At 51.0% G+C, this 18508-nt stretch carries 17 protein-coding genes; 3 read left to right on the forward strand and 14 right to left on the reverse strand.

The genetic code is table 11. The annotated features are described in order from the left end of the window. Positions 1-32: 32 nt before the first annotated feature. The 9 genes from EV294_RS14390 to EV294_RS14430 form a co-directional block, all read right to left on the reverse strand. Complete coding sequence (locus EV294_RS14390) at positions 33-1145, reverse strand: sulfate ABC transporter substrate-binding protein (protein WP_132307848.1); 1113 nt, start codon at positions 1143-1145, stop codon at positions 33-35. Positions 1146-1368: 223 nt separating this feature from the next. Beyond that, positions 1369-2358, reverse strand: a complete 990-nt coding sequence (locus EV294_RS14395) for an ABC transporter ATP-binding protein (protein ID WP_132307850.1) — start codon at positions 2356-2358, stop codon at positions 1369-1371. Beyond that, a complete protein-coding gene (locus EV294_RS14400) occupies positions 2355-3380 on the reverse strand; it encodes an ABC transporter ATP-binding protein (protein ID WP_132307852.1) in 1026 nt (341 codons plus the stop codon). The genes EV294_RS14395 and EV294_RS14400 overlap by 4 nt, the downstream gene beginning before the upstream one ends. Then, positions 3347-4318 (reverse strand): ABC transporter permease, encoded by a 972-nt coding sequence (locus EV294_RS14405; protein ID WP_132307854.1) that lies wholly within the window; start codon positions 4316-4318, stop codon positions 3347-3349. The genes EV294_RS14400 and EV294_RS14405 overlap by 34 nt, the downstream gene beginning before the upstream one ends. Continuing rightward, the gene (locus EV294_RS14410; RefSeq protein WP_132307856.1) at positions 4315-5286 is read right to left on the reverse strand and encodes an ABC transporter permease; all 972 of its coding nucleotides are present in this window, start codon (positions 5284-5286) and stop codon (positions 4315-4317) included. The genes EV294_RS14405 and EV294_RS14410 overlap by 4 nt, the downstream gene beginning before the upstream one ends. A gap of 162 nt (positions 5287-5448) precedes the next feature. Further along, complete coding sequence (locus EV294_RS14415; protein WP_132307858.1) at positions 5449-7191, reverse strand: ABC transporter substrate-binding protein; 1743 nt, start codon at positions 7189-7191, stop codon at positions 5449-5451. 361 nt (positions 7192-7552) lie between these two features. Then, on the reverse strand, positions 7553-8509 hold the full coding sequence (gene dnaI, locus EV294_RS14420; RefSeq protein WP_132307860.1) for a primosomal protein DnaI: 957 nt from the start codon (positions 8507-8509) through the stop codon (positions 7553-7555). Positions 8510-8532: 23 nt separating this feature from the next. After that, positions 8533-10050: a replication initiation and membrane attachment family protein gene (locus EV294_RS14425; RefSeq protein WP_132307862.1), complete on the reverse strand. Its 1518-nt coding sequence runs from the start codon at positions 10048-10050 to the stop codon at positions 8533-8535. 210 nt (positions 10051-10260) lie between these two features. Continuing rightward, on the reverse strand, positions 10261-10548 hold the full coding sequence (locus EV294_RS14430) for a YuiB family protein (RefSeq protein WP_132307864.1): 288 nt from the start codon (positions 10546-10548) through the stop codon (positions 10261-10263). A 158-nt stretch (positions 10549-10706) separates the two neighbouring features. On the opposite strand from EV294_RS14430, the gene hemQ reads away from it, so the two are divergent. Next, a complete protein-coding gene (gene hemQ / locus EV294_RS14435) occupies positions 10707-11453 on the forward strand; it encodes a hydrogen peroxide-dependent heme synthase (RefSeq protein ID WP_132307866.1) in 747 nt (248 codons plus the stop codon). A 395-nt stretch (positions 11454-11848) separates the two neighbouring features. On the opposite strand, the gene EV294_RS14440 is transcribed toward hemQ, so the two are convergent. Both EV294_RS14440 and EV294_RS14445 read right to left on the reverse strand, forming a co-directional pair. Next, positions 11849-12109 carry a hypothetical protein gene (locus EV294_RS14440; protein WP_132307868.1) on the reverse strand — a complete coding sequence of 87 codons (261 nt, stop codon included), beginning with the start codon at positions 12107-12109 and terminating at the stop codon, positions 11849-11851. Further along, entirely contained in the window at positions 12109-13302 is a 1194-nt protein-coding gene (locus tag EV294_RS14445) for an NAD(P)/FAD-dependent oxidoreductase (RefSeq protein WP_132307870.1), read from the reverse strand. The genes EV294_RS14440 and EV294_RS14445 overlap by 1 nt, the downstream gene beginning before the upstream one ends. A gap of 356 nt (positions 13303-13658) precedes the next feature. Here EV294_RS14445 and EV294_RS14450 point away from each other — a divergent pair, with 356 nt between their 5' ends. Then, entirely contained in the window at positions 13659-14660 is a 1002-nt protein-coding gene (locus tag EV294_RS14450) for an NAD(P)/FAD-dependent oxidoreductase (protein WP_132307872.1), read from the forward strand. Positions 14661-14790: 130 nt separating this feature from the next. Next, complete coding sequence (locus EV294_RS14455) at positions 14791-15051, forward strand: hypothetical protein (protein WP_132307874.1); 261 nt, start codon at positions 14791-14793, stop codon at positions 15049-15051. Here EV294_RS14455 and sda read toward each other — a convergent pair. The 3 genes from sda to EV294_RS14470 all read right to left on the reverse strand — a co-directional run bounded on the left by sda (position 15037) and on the right by EV294_RS14470 (position 18453). Continuing rightward, on the reverse strand, positions 15037-15180 hold the full coding sequence (gene sda, locus EV294_RS14460) for a sporulation histidine kinase inhibitor Sda (protein WP_132307876.1): 144 nt from the start codon (positions 15178-15180) through the stop codon (positions 15037-15039). The genes EV294_RS14455 and sda overlap by 15 nt on opposite strands. Before the next feature lie 330 nt (positions 15181-15510). Further along, positions 15511-16182, reverse strand: coding sequence for a YheC/YheD family protein (locus EV294_RS14465; RefSeq protein ID WP_132307878.1), 672 nt, complete (start codon positions 16180-16182; stop codon positions 15511-15513). A 111-nt stretch (positions 16183-16293) separates the two neighbouring features. Then, entirely contained in the window at positions 16294-18453 is a 2160-nt protein-coding gene (locus EV294_RS14470; RefSeq protein ID WP_132307880.1) for a DNA topoisomerase III, read from the reverse strand. Positions 18454-18508 lie beyond the last annotated feature (55 nt).

The raw sequence follows: 18508 nt of genomic DNA on the forward strand, positions 1-18508 counted from the left end.
AAGTCAGCTCCGTTCATCTATGGTCACCCTCATTATTTCGAGCCTGGCGTGTAAATCTTATCGAAGATGCCGCCGTCATTAAAGTGTTTCTCTTGAGCGGTTTTCCAGCCGCCGAAGTCATCGATGGTAATCAGTTCAAGGTCTTTGAATTGGTCTTTGTATTTCGCTGCAATCGTTTCGTTGATTGGACGGTAGTAATTTTGCGCCGCAATTTCTTGGCCTTCATCGGAGTACAGGTATTGCAGGTAAGCTGTAGCTACATCTCGCGTGCCGCGTTTGTCTACCACTTTGTCAACGACTGCAACAGGAGGCTCCGCTTTAATGCTGAGCGAAGGATATACGATGTCGAACTTATCCGGACCAAGCTCTTTCACGGACAGGTAGGCTTCATTCTCCCAAGCAAGCAGCACGTCGCCAATGCCTTTCTCTACGAACGTAGTTGTAGCGCCGCGTGCACCGGAGTCAAGTACGGGAACATGTTTATACAATTGCTGTACGAACTCTTGCGCTTTTGCTTCGTCGTTATTGTTCTGTTTGAGCGCGTAACCCCAAGCCGCGAGGTAGTTCCAGCGCGCACCGCCTGATGTTTTCGGATTTGGCGTAATGACTTGCACGCCGTCCTTGATCAGATCGCCCCAGTCGTTAATGCCTTTTGGATTGCCTTTGCGCACAAGGAATACGATTGTGGATGTATATGGCGCGCTGTTATGTTCAAATTTGGTTTGCCAGTCCTGATTGATAAGGCCCGGAGCGACAAGAGCGTCGATATCGTAACCAAGCGCCAGCGTTACAACATCGGCATCCAGACCGTCAATTACAGCGCGGGCTTGAGCGCCGGAACCGCCATGGGATTGCTTAACGGTAACCTTTTGGCCTGTTTTGTCCAGCCAATATTTCGAGAATGCTTCGTTGTATTTAACGTAGAGCTCACGGGTTGGATCGTATGATACGTTCAAAAGTTCAACATCTTTGGGCTTTTCGGTTGGAGCTTCCGATGCAGTGCCCGCATTGGAGGCTGCAGGAGTTTCTTTATTTCCACTGTTCGAGGAATTTGAATTGGAGTTGGAGTTATTGCCGCATGCTGCGAGCGCCAGCGTAAAAGTAAGAATAAGTACAAACGATCGGATAATAGCTAATCTCTTCATTGTCAACACACCCCTATTTTTATTGACAGACGAATAATGGTTAGCATCCGGTGGTCCGGGTAGATAATATTATTCCTACCTGTTTAGTTGGTTATGGATGAATATTACCAGTCCGCCCAATCATCTGTCAATAGAAAATTGGAAATTATTTATTGACTATATAAGGCAAACTTATAAACGAAGACGCAACAAAGCCGGGCTGAAAGCCCGGCTTTGTGCTGCGTTATTGAATTGAAGCCGCATCCAGCGGAAAATGGCAGGCGATTTGCCTTCCATCCTCCCGCTCCTTGAGCAGCGGTTCTTCAACGCTGCATTTGGCTTGCGCAGCCGGGCAGCGCGGATGGAAACGGCAGCCGGACGGCGGATTAGCCGGCGACGGCACATCGCCCTGCAGTACGATTCTCTCCCGCTTCCGCGTCGGGTCCGGTCTTGGAATAGCCGATAAAAGAGCTGCCGTATACGGATGGAGCGGCTTGGCGAACAGTTCTTCCGTTGGCGCGATCTCGACGATTTTCCCCAGATACATAACGCCTACCCGGTCGGAGATATGCCTCACCACGTTAAGACCATGGGCAATAAAAAGAAAGGTTAATCCAAGCTCCCGCTGCAGCTTCATCAGCAGGTTAATAACCTGCGACTGCACCGATACGTCGAGGGCGGATACCGCTTCGTCCGCGACAATAAACTCGGGATTCAGCGCGATAGCCCTAGCAATGCCGATCCGCTGCCGCTGGCCGCCGGAGAACTCGTTCGGATACCGGTTGCGGCGCGTAGCATCCAAGCCAACTAGCTCCATCAGCTCGACGACGCGACTGTCGATCTCGCGTTCCGTCATCCTCTCGTGCAGCCGCAGCGGCTCTCCTATAATATCCTTTACCAGAAACCGCGGATTCAGCGATCCGAACGGATCCTGGAAAATAATCTGCATCTGCTTGCGCAATCGGCGCAGCTCCGAACCCGCCAGCTTCTGGACATCCGTTCCATTGAAGCTAACTTCGCCTTCCGTCGCCTTATGAAGATTAAGCACAACCCGGCCAAGCGTCGATTTGCCGCAACCCGACTCGCCAACGAGCCCAAACGTCTCGCCTTTGCGGATGGACAGCGTCACGTCATCCACCGCTTTGACCTGGCCGACTACCCGGTTAAGAAGACCCGACCGAATCGGAAAATATTTTTTGACTCCGCGCAGCTCCAGTACATATTCCGCGTTCATCGGCTCACCTCGGGGTTCGATTCATTTTTCCAAACAGCTGCTCCGCCTTCCTCCATGTACATCCAGCAGGAAGCGTAATGATCTTCGGTTACGGCCATAGCCGGCGGCGCCTTCTCCCTGCAAATCTCCTTCGCATACGGGCAGCGCGGATGGAAGCGGCAGCCCTCGGGGAGCTGGCTTAACCCGGGGATATTGCCCCGGATCGTATATAATTCTTCACCGCGCGCGCCATCGAGGCCCGGCACTGAATTGAGAAGGCCTTCCGTATAAGGGTGGCTTGGACGCGCGAATATTTCGTTTGCGCTGCCCTCCTCCACGATAATGCCGGCGTACATAACCGCTATGCGGTCTGCCATCTCGGCGGCAACGCCCATGTCATGCGTAATAAGCAGAATCGACATGCCAAGCTCCTTTTGCAGGCTGCGGAGCAGGTCGAGAATTTGAGCTTGAACCGTAACGTCCAGAGCCGTGGTTGGCTCGTCTGCGATAAGCAGGCTGGGATCGCACGCTAGGGCTATCGCGATTACAACCCGCTGGCACATCCCGCCGGACAGCTCATGCGGATATTGCTTCACCCGAATTTCGGGAGCCGGGATGCCAACCAGTCGCAGCATGTCAACCGCCATTTTACGGGCTTCCTTCTTCCCTTTTTTCCGGTGAAGCATAATGCTCTCGGCGATCTGGTCTCCTACGGTATAGACCGGATTGAGAGAGGACATCGGGTCCTGGAAGATCATTGCGATTTTGTTGCCCCGGATCCGGATCATTTCGTCCTGACTCTTTTTCGCCAGATCCTCACCTTGGAATTTAATGCTGCCTTCCAATATCGCGCCGCCGTTATAATCAATCAGCCGCATGACGGCCAATGAAGTGACGCTTTTGCCGCTGCCCGACTCTCCAACCAGACATACGGTTTTCCCTTTTTCTATGGAGATCGACAGATTCTCGGTTGCTTTAACCGTACCGCCCACCGTCAGAAATCCGGCCGTTAAATTTTCGATTTCAAGAAGCTTTTCCGCCATCTGTCGATCCTCCTCTCGGACATTTTCTGCCGGGGATTTAAAGAGTCCTGAATGCCGTCACCTATAAAATTCACGGCAAGCACAACTAGAAGAATGCAAACGCCGGGGTAGACGGCCTGGAGCGGGTCAACAAGCATAAATTCCTGCGCGTTGCTCAGCATCAGCCCCCAGCTTGTTTTTGGCGCTTGAATGCCTAAGCCGAGATACGATAATGCCGATTCGCTCAAAATCGCTGACCCCACCATTAAGGTTGCGTTTACGATAATCGGAAAGCTGGCGTTGCGGAGCAAATGTTTGAAAATAATGCCGAGATTCGAAACCCCGATGGCCCTTGCCGCTTCTACGTACTGCATCTCCCGAAGCTGCAGGAACATTCCTCGTACAAGCCGCGCCACGCTCATCCAGCTGGTTAGAATCAGAACGATAATCATGTAACGGAATTCCGTGCCAAAGATCGCAAGCACCAGAATATTAAGGAACAATAACGGAATCGAATTCATCACGTCTACAAGCCGCATAAAGCAGGTATCGATAAATCCGCCGAAAAAACCGGATATAGATCCAATGACGGCCCCGATAATGACAGATCCGGCAGCTACCGAAAATCCCACCATCAAAGAAATCCGGGCGCTATAGAGCAATCTCGCGAAGATGTCCCGGCCGAGCTCGTCTGTACCTAGCAAATGTCCGTCCGTACCCGCTTTTACGTTAACAAACATCATATCGATTTTTGCCGGATCGTATTTCGTAAGCCAAGGCGCGAACGCTCCTCCCAATATAAAAACCAGAAGGACAACCAGACCGGTTATCGCATAAGGATTGCGTCTGAATTTGGACCAGGCCGTACGCCAAGGCCCGGGAGGACGCTTAAGCGGCTTAATCGCCTTTACTTCAACAGGCGGGATAACCGCGGAGGTTTGCATATTGGCTTCGCTCATGCCGACCTTCCCCCTCTCTTGCCAAGCTGCACGCGCGGATCAACGACGGCATACAACAAGTCGGCGAGCAAATTACCGAAAATGACAATAACAGCCGTCAAAAGAGTTATTGCCATAAGAACGGAGTATTCGCGCGCAACCGCCATCTGAACGAATAAACGGCCCATTCCCGGCCAATTGAAGACACTCTCGGTTATAGCTGCGCCGGCAACGAGCAGCGGCAGGTCAAGCGCAATAATCGTAATAATCGGAATAAGCGCATTGCGCAGAGCATGTTTGTAGATGACTTTCCCTTCCTGCACTCCTTTTGCCCGTGCCGTACGGATATAATCCTGGTTAAGCACTTCCATCATGCTGGAACGCGAATATTTCACGTAAGCAGCCAGAAAACCGAGAGTAAGAACAGTCACCGGCAAAACAAGATGCAGCATCAAGTCGCCAAATTGACCTTCTTTATCCATGGAATACATATCGGCCAGCGGCAGAAGGTCCAGCTTTATCGAGAAGATCTGCTGAAGAATGATCCCGAACCAGAAGGTCGGCATCGCAAATCCAATATACGAAATAAAGGAAGCCGTTTGATCGGAGAGGCTGTATTCCTTCGTGCTGTTGTAGATCCCCCATGGAATAGCAATGATCAGCGTCAGCAGCCAAGCGACACTCATCAGAATAAACGTGTTTTTAACGGTTGGCCAAATAATCTCGCCAATCGGCACATGATTCTTGAAGGTATAACCCAAGTCGCCCTGCAGCAAATTGCCTAACCAACTTAAATATTGCATGGGAAGAGGCTTATCAAGACCCATATTATGTGCCTGTATTTCCATGGCTTCCGGCGATAAGCCTGGCGCCAGCATGATTTGAAACGGTCCTCCCGGAGCGGCATGGATAAGCCCGAATGTCACGAGCGTAATCAGGAATAGCACCAAGACGGACTGAAGTGTTCGGCGAATAATAAACTCGGTCATTTGCCCATCCTCCTAAAAGAATTGCCACTGCTCTTGTGGCAATTCTACTTCGTAAGCATAAACCTAAGAATTGCCGCATCTTTTGCGGAATCCTAAACAACATGGTTTACAAGGAAGAAGAGGGCCTAGCCCTCTTCTTCTGCAAACGATTGATTAAGCCGTTTATTCGGCCAGCCACCATTTGATCATGTGGTAGAAGTATCCGGTTTGCTGCGTTGGTACAGGCGCATCCTCTTCCGCGTATTTCACTTTAGGTCCGATGCCTTGAGGGTTACCGTATTGATACAGGAATACGTATGGCAGATCCGTCGAAATCTCAGTCGCAATTTGATTGTAAATTTCTTTCCGTTTGGCTTGATCGACAACGGAGTAGCCATCTACCCACAGCTTGTCGAGTTTATCGTTTTTGTACCAGCCGCTGTTTTGTCCTGCTGGCGGGAAGTATTTGGACGAGAAAATGCTCTCGCCGTCCGGATCCGGATTGCTAAGCGACCAGCCTAGAAGAATGGCAGGGTATTTGCCTGGCGTAATATTCTGGTCAATCCAGGTTGCGAAATCAATAGCCGTCGGTTTTACTTCAATGCCTACGTCCTTCAAGTTCTGTTGAATAATTTGAGCAACCGCCTCGCGGCGGCTGTTGCCCGCGTTATATTGCAGCTCGAAGGAGAAACGGTGGCCGTCTTTCTCCAGAATGCCGTCTTTGCCGGCTACCCAACCGTCATCGGCCAGCAGCGCTTTTGCCTTCTCGGCATCATAATTGTAGTTTACGGCTTTGTCGCCGGGATCCGACCAGGAGCCTGGGAGGAATGGCGCGTTCATCAGCGCCCCGGTGCCTTTCAGAACGTTATCAACCATGCCTTGGCGGTTCAGCGCGTAAGCAATGGCTTGACGGCTCTTCTGCGAAGAGAACGGAATGAATTTATCCGGGAAGTTGTTCGCGTCAAAGTTAAAGCTGATATATTCGTAGGTCGAGGTAGATCCTTTAATGACATTGATTTTGTCGTTTTTCTCAACCGCCTCAAGCTGCGTGATCGGAATGGCCAGCGTTGTATCCACATCGCCTTTGATCAGCGCTTGAACCTCCGTATTTTGGTCGGCGTAAATTTTGTAAACGACCTTTTGAATATTAGGTTTTACTTCGCCCCAATAATTCGGATCGGCTTCCAGGCTTACGTATTGGCCCGCTTTCCACTCCGACCATTTCCAAGGTCCGCTGGTAACCGTCTTGGCAGGGTCTTTGCCGTACGGATTCGCCTGCAAATCCTCAGGCTTCACGTCCTTGAGAATGTGGCTCGGCACCGGATTAAGCATGAGCGAATATTGGAATGGCGCGTAAACTTGCTTCAGCGTAATTTTGACGGTGTAGTCGTCGATTTTCTCGACGCTGCCAACCTTGTCAAACGTGCTGATGCCTGGCGCGCCGGCTTTTGGATTAATGATCGTATTAATAGTAAAGACCAAATCATCTGCGGTAATCGGTTGACCGTCACTCCATTTGGCCGTATTTTTCATTTTTACGGTATAGGTTTTGCTGTCCTCCGAAATTTGCGGAAGTTCAGCGGCGAGAGACCACGGCTGCACGACCAGGTTACCGTCACGGTCAAGATCGTACAATTGGGCGAATAACAAATATTGCATATCTCCGGAAGCCGTATCATTCACAAAAATCGGGTTTACCGACACAATGTCGGAGAATGTGCTTACCGTTAACGTACCGCCTACTTTAGGCGTATTGGGATCCTCTGAAGGTTCTGCGGAAGGAGAAGCCGATTCATCGGCCGTTGTTGCCGAAGGCGAAGGGGAATTGGAGCTGTTATTGGTATTCTTGTTGGAACAGCCTGCAATTAGGATTGCCAGAATACTTAATAGGAACAAAAACTTCATGGATTTCTTTCGGGTAATCATCCTATCTCCTCCTTTAATTTGAACGTAATCGAGTCTATGCTGTCTGTTTAACATCGCTGCCTTTCCATTTGTTCAAATCTTTTAATTTTTCTGATTATTATGAACATAAGTATTGCATTCTGTTTACATCGCCTACATAATTTACTAGTAAGGTCTATTAATCGCTCATTCTGAATTTCTGCTCACCGATTCCGACTTCCATAGATGTACATCTTGAACTTTATTTTTCCAAGTATGTAACATTCTCTCACCTCCCCTGAGGAGAGTATACTATAAGTTATTAACGCGGTAAATAGTTAAAGTATGTTCATAAAAAGAGGCTGCACATTTGAACAAATGTGCAGCCTCTTTTTCGTATCACTCATTTGCGTCCCCGCTTATTCTCGCCGGTGACCATAACAACCTGAACGTACGGCTTGATCCGGTTCATGAGGCGTTCCCCTTTATACTGCTCGTCGCCGTCCTTACTGGTAAAGCTGAAGTGCCTCTCCAAGGCATCCAGCTCATAGTTGGAAGTATATAAGGTAGGCTTCCGGTTCATCCGGTAATTCAGAATCGAACCAAGAACATGATCCCGTACCCACGGATTCAGATTCTCGGCCCCGATATCGTCAAAAATAAGCAGATCGGTTTCCTTCATCATCTCTACCGTCTCGCGAAGCTTAGCCTGGTCATGCATCATCGACTTCAAATCTTCGACGAACTCCGGCATGTAGACGATAGCTCCCGAGTAACCCGCCTTCGCAAGCTCATGAAGCAGATAACACATGAGGAACGTCTTCCCCGTGCCGAACTTGCCGGCCAGGTACAACCCTTCCTTCTGCAGCCCCTCTTCCTTCGTCTTGTCGATATACGCCAGAATCTGATAGGCTGCTTCCGTGCGCTTCGGATCGTTGAACAATATTTCATCGGCCGAATAGCCGTTATTCAGCGCGGTCTCGTCCACATAGAAGCTGCGGATCCGGTTCTTGATCTGTTCTTCGCTGCGACGCGCGAGGAACTTCTTGCAGGATACCTTCCGGTCAATCAATTGAACCTGATCATTTACCGTCTCGCAAGAAAGCAATGTATAATGGCCTTCAAAGTCATTTGGGCAATTGTTTAGTCCCGGGCAGTTCGAACAATTCCGGAATTCTTTCACGTATTGATAGACCCGGTTCATATTCATCCGAATCGCGCGTTCATTCAGCTCAGGGTGCTTGACGAACAGACGCTCAACAAGAGGGTCCGCCATAAGCTCTCCTAGTTTTTGTTCCGCTTGATCGGTCATTGCCTTGCCGCCGGGCCATGCTTTTAACATTTCACCAAGCGATTCCATCCGTTTTCACCCCGCTTTATGGTTTAACCTTTGCCGTCCAGCTTTCTGGCCAGCCTGCGCATTTGCTCCAACTTCTCCGGCGAAATCGCCGTATCGCCCGCTCCTTCATCCTGTACAATCGGAATAGACGGCTTGCGGGACGTCCCCCCGCGCGGACTGTTGCGCGATGCCCCTCTCACGCCCGGACCGGCTGCCGCTCTGGCATTCCGGCGTTCCTTGTCGGCCTCCACCTCAGTCTGCTCTCTAACGTAAAGAACAGCCTTCTCGAATGTATCCACCTGCTTCACCAGCATGTTGGACACAACGGCCTCCACGAATGTTTTCGTTACGCGCTGCGCATCGTTCATGCCTATCACGTAATGAATAAGTACGTTGATTACCGGTGCGGGAAGCTTGTAATTCAGATCGATCCGCTCAAAGGATCTTTCGATCCAGTCCGGTACGGCTCCGGGGAAAAACCGCTGCAAAAACCGCGTATGCGGTTCATTCCGCATGAGCATATTATATTGCTGCACGTCGCATCTGCCCGCCAATTGGCTTGGCACAAGCATGTAATACTCTTCCTGAACCCCAAACTCGACGAGCTCTTCCTCCGTCTCGTTAGGTTGAACGGCTGCTGCCTGTACGCGGGCAAGCGTTCTTTGCCGTTCGCCTTCGCGCTTCTTATCCTGCCGGTACAGCTGGTTCGCGCGCAGCTGAATCTCGTCAACGATCAGCTCGCCATTCGAAGCGAAAATGCCGTCTTCATCCAATAGCCGGCAAATATCCGCGACGGATAGATTGTATTTGTAAGCGACATAATTGACTTGCGCGAGCTGCTCGGAATTGCCGCGCATCCGCTCTACATAACTCCGGTTCGCCGAATTGCGCGGGAAACGAAGGATGATCTCCCCGTAAGGAATGCCTGCCGTCTCAAGCTGTGCCCGAGGCGCAGCCTGACGGGTTGGCGCCACTTCCGTTAAAGCCTGCTCGAGCTCCTGATCCACCGACTGCGTGTTCAGCTGGAACAGCTCATAGAAAGGCACCGAAATATTTTCTTTGCTCAGCTGCTTCTGCGACAGCTCGTCCGGTTCTTGCGCCCCAAACGATTCGCGAAGCGAAATAACCGCGTATTTGCCGATCTTGTCCGTTAGCAGCAGCGTCAAATGCTGATTGCGGAAAAACTCCCCGGGCGTCAGCGGCTGCGACAGCTCGTATTCGTAAATGACGTCTGCCTGATCCGGCAGCCCTATCCGCGAGGTCTGCAGCAGTCCAACCGCCTCCAGGCGCGATGCCTGCTCGATTAAATATTTTCTGCCGCGCTCGTTCATGTCCAGTCCAAGTCCAAGGAACAGCTTGCGCTGCGGTTCAATGGCGGAATAACCGGACGTGCCTTCGGCAATGCCATGGTACAGCTGCTGGTATAACGCAATGGCAAAGGCGCCTATCATCGGCTGATAGATAAGCGACAACATTTTATAGTCCAAGCTGCTTAGCGAAAAATCTCGAAAAATGTAGTAACGGTGATGTTCTGTGTATTGCAGTAGATTACCGATGCGCAATTGCATCTCTCCATCTCATTGGTACTTTCTATTATTCTAACATAAAAAGAAGGGCCGGGGACGAATTCAAAACTAGAAATATGAGGTGCAAGGCGGAATAGGCGCCCCTTAACCTTGACGGAGCGCGGCTTAAGGGGACACTAAACCTTTTCTTAGAATTGAAAAACGGCTCCGCGATCCCCTTCGGAATAACGAAAGCCGTTAGATGATTTAGAACATTTTGTAACCGCCGCGGCGCAACGCGCGAATGGCCCATCCGCTGATATAAGCACCGGCTAAGGCGCCGATAACCGGAATAACATCGACATATGTAAAATCCGTAAAATTCTTCGCAAACGACTCTGAATCATTCCATGTGTACCAGATGCCGAGCGGAAGCAAAACGATGATAAAGACATAAATAGGAAACCAGGTTGTTTTGAGAAGCATGTTAAGTATAAAGCCGATGCCGAACATCATGACCAGGAACAGCACGGTGGCTACAATTAATTGAAGCATGTCCTCTTCTCCTTATGGAAAGTCTCGCTTCTCAGTTTAAATAATGGAAATAAGGAAGTCAATCGGAGATGTCCATTTGTCACAAGTCCGCCATTTGCTCTAGCCGAATTATTTACGATACAATGTTAAAAGCAATGCGACGAGAGGAGAATTTACCCATGAGTGAAGTAGCCATTACGTTAGAAGGCTGGTACGCCCTGCATGATTTCCGTTCGATGGACTGGGCGGCATGGCGACTTGCAAGCGATAAAGAACGGAGTCAGGCGCTCGACGAGCTTCAATCCTTCCTGAAGGAATGGAGCAGCGTTGACGAGAACAAGCAAGGCAGCACGGCGGTTTATTCCATTGTTGGCCAAAAGGCCGATTTCGTGTTTATGCACCTGCGCGAAACGCTGGAAGAGCTGAACGATATCGAAACCGCTTTTAACAAAACGCTGTTCGCCGAGTTCACGCAGCCGGCTCATTCGTACGTGAGCGTTGTCGAGCTTAGCAACTACGTCAATTCGCCGGGCAGCGACCCGATGCAAAATCCGGAGGTTGTGGCACGCTTGAAGCCATCCCTTCCGAAAGCGAGACATATTTGCTTCTATCCGATGAACAAACGCCGTTCGGGCAACGACAACTGGTACATGCTGAGCATGGAGGACCGCCGCGGCATGATGCGCAGCCACGGCATGATCGGACGCAAGTATGCCGGCAAGGTTAAACAGATCATCACCGGCTCCGTCGGCTTCGATGATTGGGAATGGGGCGTTACGCTGTTTGCCGACGATGCGCTTCAGTTCAAAAAGCTCGTATACGAGATGCGCTTTGACGAAGTCAGCGCGCGTTACGGCGACTTTGGCGAGTTCTTCGTAGGGAATCTGCTGACGGACGAGAAGTTTAAGTCGATGCTGTCGCTGTAATAGGTTCAAGCGAGCCTACACAGTCAAATGTTTTTCCGATCGCTGTTGTTCCCGGATTCTTTGATTAAAGGGTTGATAGGTGGTTGGAATCCGTGAACAAAGGCGAGCACTCCGTTTCTCCAGAATCATTTGAGCTGCTACGGCATCGTTAACCTATTTTTTAGATCGATAACGCCACCGGATGATTCCGGTGGCGTTATTTAGGGTGGATAAACGAAACTTACGTAACGCTATTTGTTCCAAAATGGCGGTTTGGGGACTTCTAACAAACCCTGATATCGATAGCGAAGTCGCGGGTCGGATGAACTTCCGGGCACAAAAAAGCTTTCGTCGAGGCGCAATGTCATTAAGTTAGCTTAACTTAATGACATTGTCGCCGGAGCGAAAGCTTTTTATTAATCCTCGTCGTCCTCGTCCAATAGGCCGAGACGTTTTTGCTCGAGATAGAGCTCGGTCGCACGGTCGCGCTCGCGGCCTTTCTCTTTCAGCCGCTCGATCGCGGGCAGAATGAGAATATCCACTTCTTTTTGCACCGTGTACGACAGATCGTAACGCTGCTGGGACTCGAGGAACGAGCCGACCTCCATCAACGCATTGTAGCGGTCGAGCTCATCCCGGGTCAATAATCCGCGGACCTGCACGCTTGCGTGGCGCATTACAGGAACTTCCCTTTGCGCAGCACAAGCGGAATACCGCCGATAATGAACAGATAGCGCAGGTCGATCAACTTTTTCAGCCAAGCAGCCGTACGGCCCTTGTACTTTTTGCCGAATGCGATACCGATCGCTTCGCCTTTGCCCAGCGACGCTACCGTGCCTTTGTTGCTGAAGGCAAAGGCCTTCAAAGGCTGGTTGCGGATCGAAGCAATCAGGTTATGCGCGCATACGACGCCTTGCTGCATGGCGATTTGCGCGGTTGGAGGGTATGGGCGGCCCTCCGGATTAAACATGAGGGAGTTGTCGCCGACGATGTAGATGTTCTCATGGCCGGGAGCGCGCAGGTTGTCATCCACTTTCACGCGTCCGCGCATCGTTTCAAAGCCTGCATCCTCAATCAGACGGTTGCCGCGGATACCGCCGGTCCAAATAACCGTCTGCGATTTGATTTCTTCGCCTTCGCCAACTACGACGCCTTCCGGCGTGCACTCTTTGATCGCCGTTCCGATGCGGAATGTTACGCCCTTTTTCGTCAATACGTCCATCGCGTACTCGACGAGCTCGGGATCAAAGCCCGGAAGCGCGGTTGGCGCCGCTTCAATATTGTACATTTTCACGAGTGCCGGATCGACATCGAACTGCTTGCACAGCTCAGGGATACGGTCGGACAGCTCGCCAATGAATTCGATGCCGGTAAAGCCCGCCCCGCCTACGATAAAGGTCAGGTAGTCGGTACGGTGCGGTTCACGCTTGAAGCGCGCGAATTGATACTCGATATGCTCGCGGATCAGGCGGACAGAGTTGATGCTTCTAATATTCATTGCATATTCGCCAAGGCCGGGAATGCCAAAGGTTTCCGGCTCGCCGCCAAGACCGATGACCAGATAATCATACGAAAGAGTTCCATCCTCAAGAATAACCTTTTTGTCCTGCGGACGAATCTGCACGACTGTCGATTTCACGAAGTCGATCTTGAATTCGTCAATCAGCTTGGAGATGCTGACGCGCGCATTCTCAGGATTATCCGTTCCCGCAGCGGGCATATGCAAATGCGTTGTAATATAATGATAGTCGTGCTTATTCACCAAAGTGACGTCAGCCTCGTTATAATTAAGCTCCTTTTGCAACCGCAGCGCAGTAAGCACACCACCGTAGCCAGCTCCTAAGATGACAATTTTGGGTATGTTGCTCATCGTATGATCCCATCCATTCCTTAGCTTGTTTATGTGTCTTTTTGTTTGTGAAAAATTACACAATCCGTGCTGGATTTATATTTCTACCCCAGCGAATTGTGTCATTTTTTGGTCCGATTTATCGCTCCGATCGTACGCCTTAAATACATGCGTTTCAGTCTTATTTATCTACTGTTGACTGTCCAAATTCGGGGCCATACATACAATACATCAGAAATATTACATAGTTTTTACTTAAACTTCAAGAGCAAAATATACGAAAAACTTTAGAGCAGCATACAAATTAAATATTTCCTTCTTGGAATTGGCAGGCATATAATAGGAAGCAGATCATCAATATATTGGAGGTGCTTTCCATGTCATCCGTAGAGCAGCCGAATAACCTTGCAGATATTATCATTATTGGCGGCGGGCCTGCCGGCCTGTTTGCAGCCTTTTATGGCGGAATGCGCCAGGCATCCGTTAAAATTATCGAGAGCATGCCTCAGCTTGGCGGTCAGCTAGCAGCCCTTTATCCGGAGAAGTACATATATGACGTGGCCGGGTTTCCAAAAGTTACAGCCCAAGAGCTTGTTGATCGGTTAATTGAGCAAATCAGTCTTTTTCAGCCGGAAGTGTTATTAGAAGAAAAAGTCGTTGAAGTGAACAAACAGAGCGAACGTTTATTTGAAGTCATTACCAATAAAGCCGTACATTATGCAAAAGCCGTTATTATTACGGCCGGCGTTGGCGCGTTCGAGCCGCGCAAGCTGGAGCTGCCCGAAGCCGCGCAATACGAGAAGAGCAACCTTCATTATTTTGTCGGGGATCTGAACCGGTTCAAGGGGCAAAAGGTATTGCTCACGGGCGGCGGCGATTCGGCCGTTGACTGGGCGCTGATGCTGGAGCCCATCGCGGAGTCGGTTACGCTTGTACACCGCCGCGACAAGTTCCGCGCGCATGAGCATAGCGTAGAGAATCTGATGAACTCGAAGGTTAACGTGCAGACTCCTAAAGAGATCACCTCCCTCCACGGGGACGGCCGGATCAGCCGCGTAACGCTAACGGATGTCAAAACGAAGGATCAAACCGAGATCGATGTAGATGCGGTAATCGTCAATTACGGCTTTGTCTCCTCTCTCGGCCCGATTGCCGAATGGGGCATTGAGATTCAAGGCGGCTCCATTGTTGTGGATACGAGAATGGAGACCAGCGTCAGCGGCATTTTTGCCGCGGGGGACATTACGACCTATCCGGGCAAGCTGAAGCTGATTGCCGTTGGATTCGGAGAAGCCCCTACCGCCATTAATAACGCGAAGGTCTATATTGATCCGGACGCGAAGCTATCCCCGGGGCATAGCAGCAACATGAAGCTGTAGCACAAGGCGGAACGTCATGACACTTAAGAACTTGAATTTCATTGTGCTAAAATAAAAATGACAAGGGTATCCTAACGTTGGCGTTTCATTCAAGTGCAGGCAATCTGCACAAGCCAAGGAGGATACCCTTATGTTTTGTCCTGTATGCAATGGCATGCAGCCGCTGAATGCGGCCTGCTCCAATTGTGGCCAAGCGATGGAAGATTGGGGCCGAATGACAGACTGGATTGGTCCTTATGCACCTTACGTGCCACTTGAGACGGAAATGACTTCATGGAATCAATCGGCCGATAATAAAAACTGCATGCATATCGTATACTGCTCGTCCTGTGAACGGACGGTTGAGGCTGCCGTTACCGAAGTAGAAATGGATTCGTTAAACAGCGTTTGAGGCGGCAGCCTTGTTAAGCTGTCTTCGCTTCATCTCGAGCAGAAGCATTCGGATGAAATCGTCTTCCAGTTTGTACTGAATAGCGGCAAGGTAGGTGTCTTCCAGCAGCTCGTCTGACAGCAGATCCATACCTGGACACATCCTTTCTTCCTAAAGTTTCCTGAGCTGTCCCCATCGTAACATGCCCTTTTCCCTACAACAATGACCCCCATTATACACATCACCTTGTGGACAGGCTGTGCATGAGATGTGAATACAAGTCGAAAAATGAGGATTTAACGCAGTGGGTTATGTGGATACTTTTATACACAGCCTTTTTTTACCAAAACGCGATAAAAAACTTTAATCGAAATTCATCCCCCTATTAATGGAATATATTGAAATTCCGTGCATAGGCTTGTAGATTCCCCGTGAAAAAAAAACAAACCCAAATGGGTTTTATAAGCGGCCCTATTCTTCTTATCGCGGCCTCGTATTTACTTCAAAGATCCATATCTTGCCGTTCACGTCAATGCCGTAATCGAACCCTAACTGCCCAACGCCCGGAAACCTTTCCTCCAGTATTCGCGTTGACGTCACGGTCAAATCGCGCATTTTCTGCTTCTTCGCTCCCACTAGAGCCGGAGACAAGGATCGGCGGATTCCTTCTGCCGCCGTAACCATCGTGCCGCCTTGGCACAGGTTGGTTACGAACAACCCCGGCTTGGCGATTCTTCCTACCATCGAACGGTATACCCAGCCCGTTTCGGTCTTTACATACTTGACCCTGTAATCAATCGGGCGGCCGCCAACCTTGGCGAGCCGGATACCTTTCTGAATCAGATAAGGGCGATTTTTGCGTTTCTTGTCGAGTGCCGACTTAAGCGCTTCAAAGCTGGCATAAGAATGCGTTGTCGAATGGGAGGTAAAGCTGTAGCCTACGCTTGTCTTCGACACCTTAATAACGCCGTGTCCGCCAGTGCCGATAACGGGCTTGATAACAACCGTTTGATGCTTGCCGAGCATGCTTCTTAAGTTGCCGGCATTGTATAGCTTCGTTGGCGGAATATGCGGGGCAATAAAAGGATCGGCGAGAAGAGCCGCCTGCTTTGCCCATTTGTCGGGGACTGGCCGGCCAAGTTGTTCTTCCATGCTATCAATCTCCTTTCCTATTAATAGCATATGAAGGAGGAACGGTTGTCTCTTGGATGATTGTCCGAGCAAAAAAGAGGGAGTGCCGCTTATTGGCACTCCCTCTTTTCGTTAGTCGTTATCTTGTTTATTCATTGCGGCTTTCAGCGCGTCGGCGAGACTATTGGACAGCGATACATTATCGCTGTACTGCTCAATCATCTTCTTCTGCTGATGCTTGTTGATTCTTCCGCCTTGCTTGTCGCCCAGCATCTCTATAACGTTGCACGGTCTGCACTGCGCGTATTTGCCTGCCTTGCCGTTATGAATTTCCATCTTCTTGTGGCATTGCGGACAGCGCTTATTGGACAACGCAGGCTCCGCCTGGCGGCGGTAGCTGCATTCGCGGTCGGAGCAGACAAGCGATTTGCCCCGCTTGCCCTTCACTTCCATCAGCAGCTTGCCGCATTCCGGGCAGCGCGAATGGGTCAAGTTATGCGGCTTGTATTCCTTCGTCTCATTCTTGACCGCCGTAACCCATTTGTCAGCCTGCTCCCGGATCCCCGCCATGAACCGCTTGGCGTCTCCTTTGCCGTGCGCGATAAGCTCAAGCTCCCGCTCCCACTTCGCCGTCAGCTCCGGGCTGCGCAGCTCGTCGACAACCAGCTCGATCAGCTGCTTGCCTTTGCCTGTCGGAACTAGACGGTTCTGGGTCCGCTCAATCGTATCGGTAGACAGCAGCTTCTCGATAATATCCGCGCGGGTGGCCGGCGTACCAAGCCCATGCTTCTCCATCTTCGAGAGCAAGGAGGCTTCCGTATAACGCGCCGGAGGGAGCGTGCGCAGCTCCTTCAGGCGGCTCTGCTTGACCGGAACGGCTTGTCCTTGGACAAGCGCCGGCAGCAGCTGCTCCGGCGTACTCTTGTCCTCGCCGCGGCCGTCCTCCTCTTCATCGTCCTCGTCCGCGGCAAATCTGGCGTCGCTGCCGCCGTACAGCTCTTTCCAGCCGATATCCCTCTGGACTTTGCCCTTCGCATACAGCTTGTCTTGACCAACCGTCAGCACGACGCTTGTCTCGTCATACGTATACGGCGGGTAAAATAACGAAATAAAGCGCCGCACGATCAGATCGTACAGCTTGCGCTCGTCATTGCCGAGAGCCGATAAATTTACGTATTCATCGGTCGGAATAATCGCATGGTGATCGCTGACCTTGCTGTCGTCCACGAAGCGTTTCGTCACGGTCAGCTGACCTCGGAGCAGCTTGCGGGCAAGCGGCGCATACGGCCCCACCGCAACGCTCTCCAGGCGTCCTTTAAGCGTTGGCACGATATCGCTCGACAAATAACGGGAGTCCGTACGCGGGTAAGTAACGAGCTTATGCTGCTCGTACAGCTTCTGCAGGACATTGGACGTCATTTTCGCAGAGAAACCGAGACGTTTGTTCGCTTCCCTCTGCAGCTCGGTCAAATCGAAAGCCTGCGGATGCGGCTCGGACTTCTGGGTTGTCCGAAGCTTGTCGACCTTGGCATTCTTCCCCTGCAGACGTGAGACTACGGCGTCCGCTTCGCTTCTGTCCCACACTCTGCCGTCATGATTGTCGTTCTGGCGCCACAGCGCCTGGAAGGCTCCGAGATCCGCCGAAACCGTCCAATACGGCTGCGATTGGAATTGGTTAATCTCCTTCTCCCGGTCGATCAGCGCGCCAAGCGTTGGCGTCTGCACGCGGCCTGCCGCAAGCTGGGCATTGTACTTCACCGTAAGCGCCCTCGTGACGTTCAGGCCGATCAGCCAGTCCGCCTCCGCCCGGCAGACGGCCGATGCGTACAAATTGTTGTATTGCTGTCCAGGCTTAAGCGCCTTAAAACCGTCCTTGATCGCTTTGTCCGTCTGGGACGAAATCCACAGCCGCTTGAACGGTTTGCGCCAGTAAACCAGCTCCATAATCCACCGGGCTACCAGCTCGCCTTCCCTCCCCGCATCGGTTGCGATGATCAGCTCGCCGATATCCGGGCGCTTGCACAGCTGCGCAACCGCCTTGTATTGATGCGACGTCTCTCGCATCACCTTCAGGTTCATCTTTCCCGGAAGCAGAGGAAGGTCCTCCAGGTTCCAGGTTTTGTATTTCGGATCGTAATCCTCCGGCTCCGCAAGCGTCACCAGATGGCCAAGCGCCCAAGTGACCACGTAATTAGGGCCTTCCATATAGCTTTTATTTTTGCTGCCGCAGCCGAGAACGCGCGCAATTTCTTTTGCGACGCTTGGCTTTTCCGCAAGCACTAACGATTTCATTTCGAATCCCTCTCCCTGCCGTAAAATCATTGTACAAGTATACTAGAAAAACGGC

This window comes from Paenibacillus sp. BK033 (assembly GCF_004345425.1).
Lineage (GTDB): Bacteria > Bacillota > Bacilli > Paenibacillales > Paenibacillaceae > Pristimantibacillus.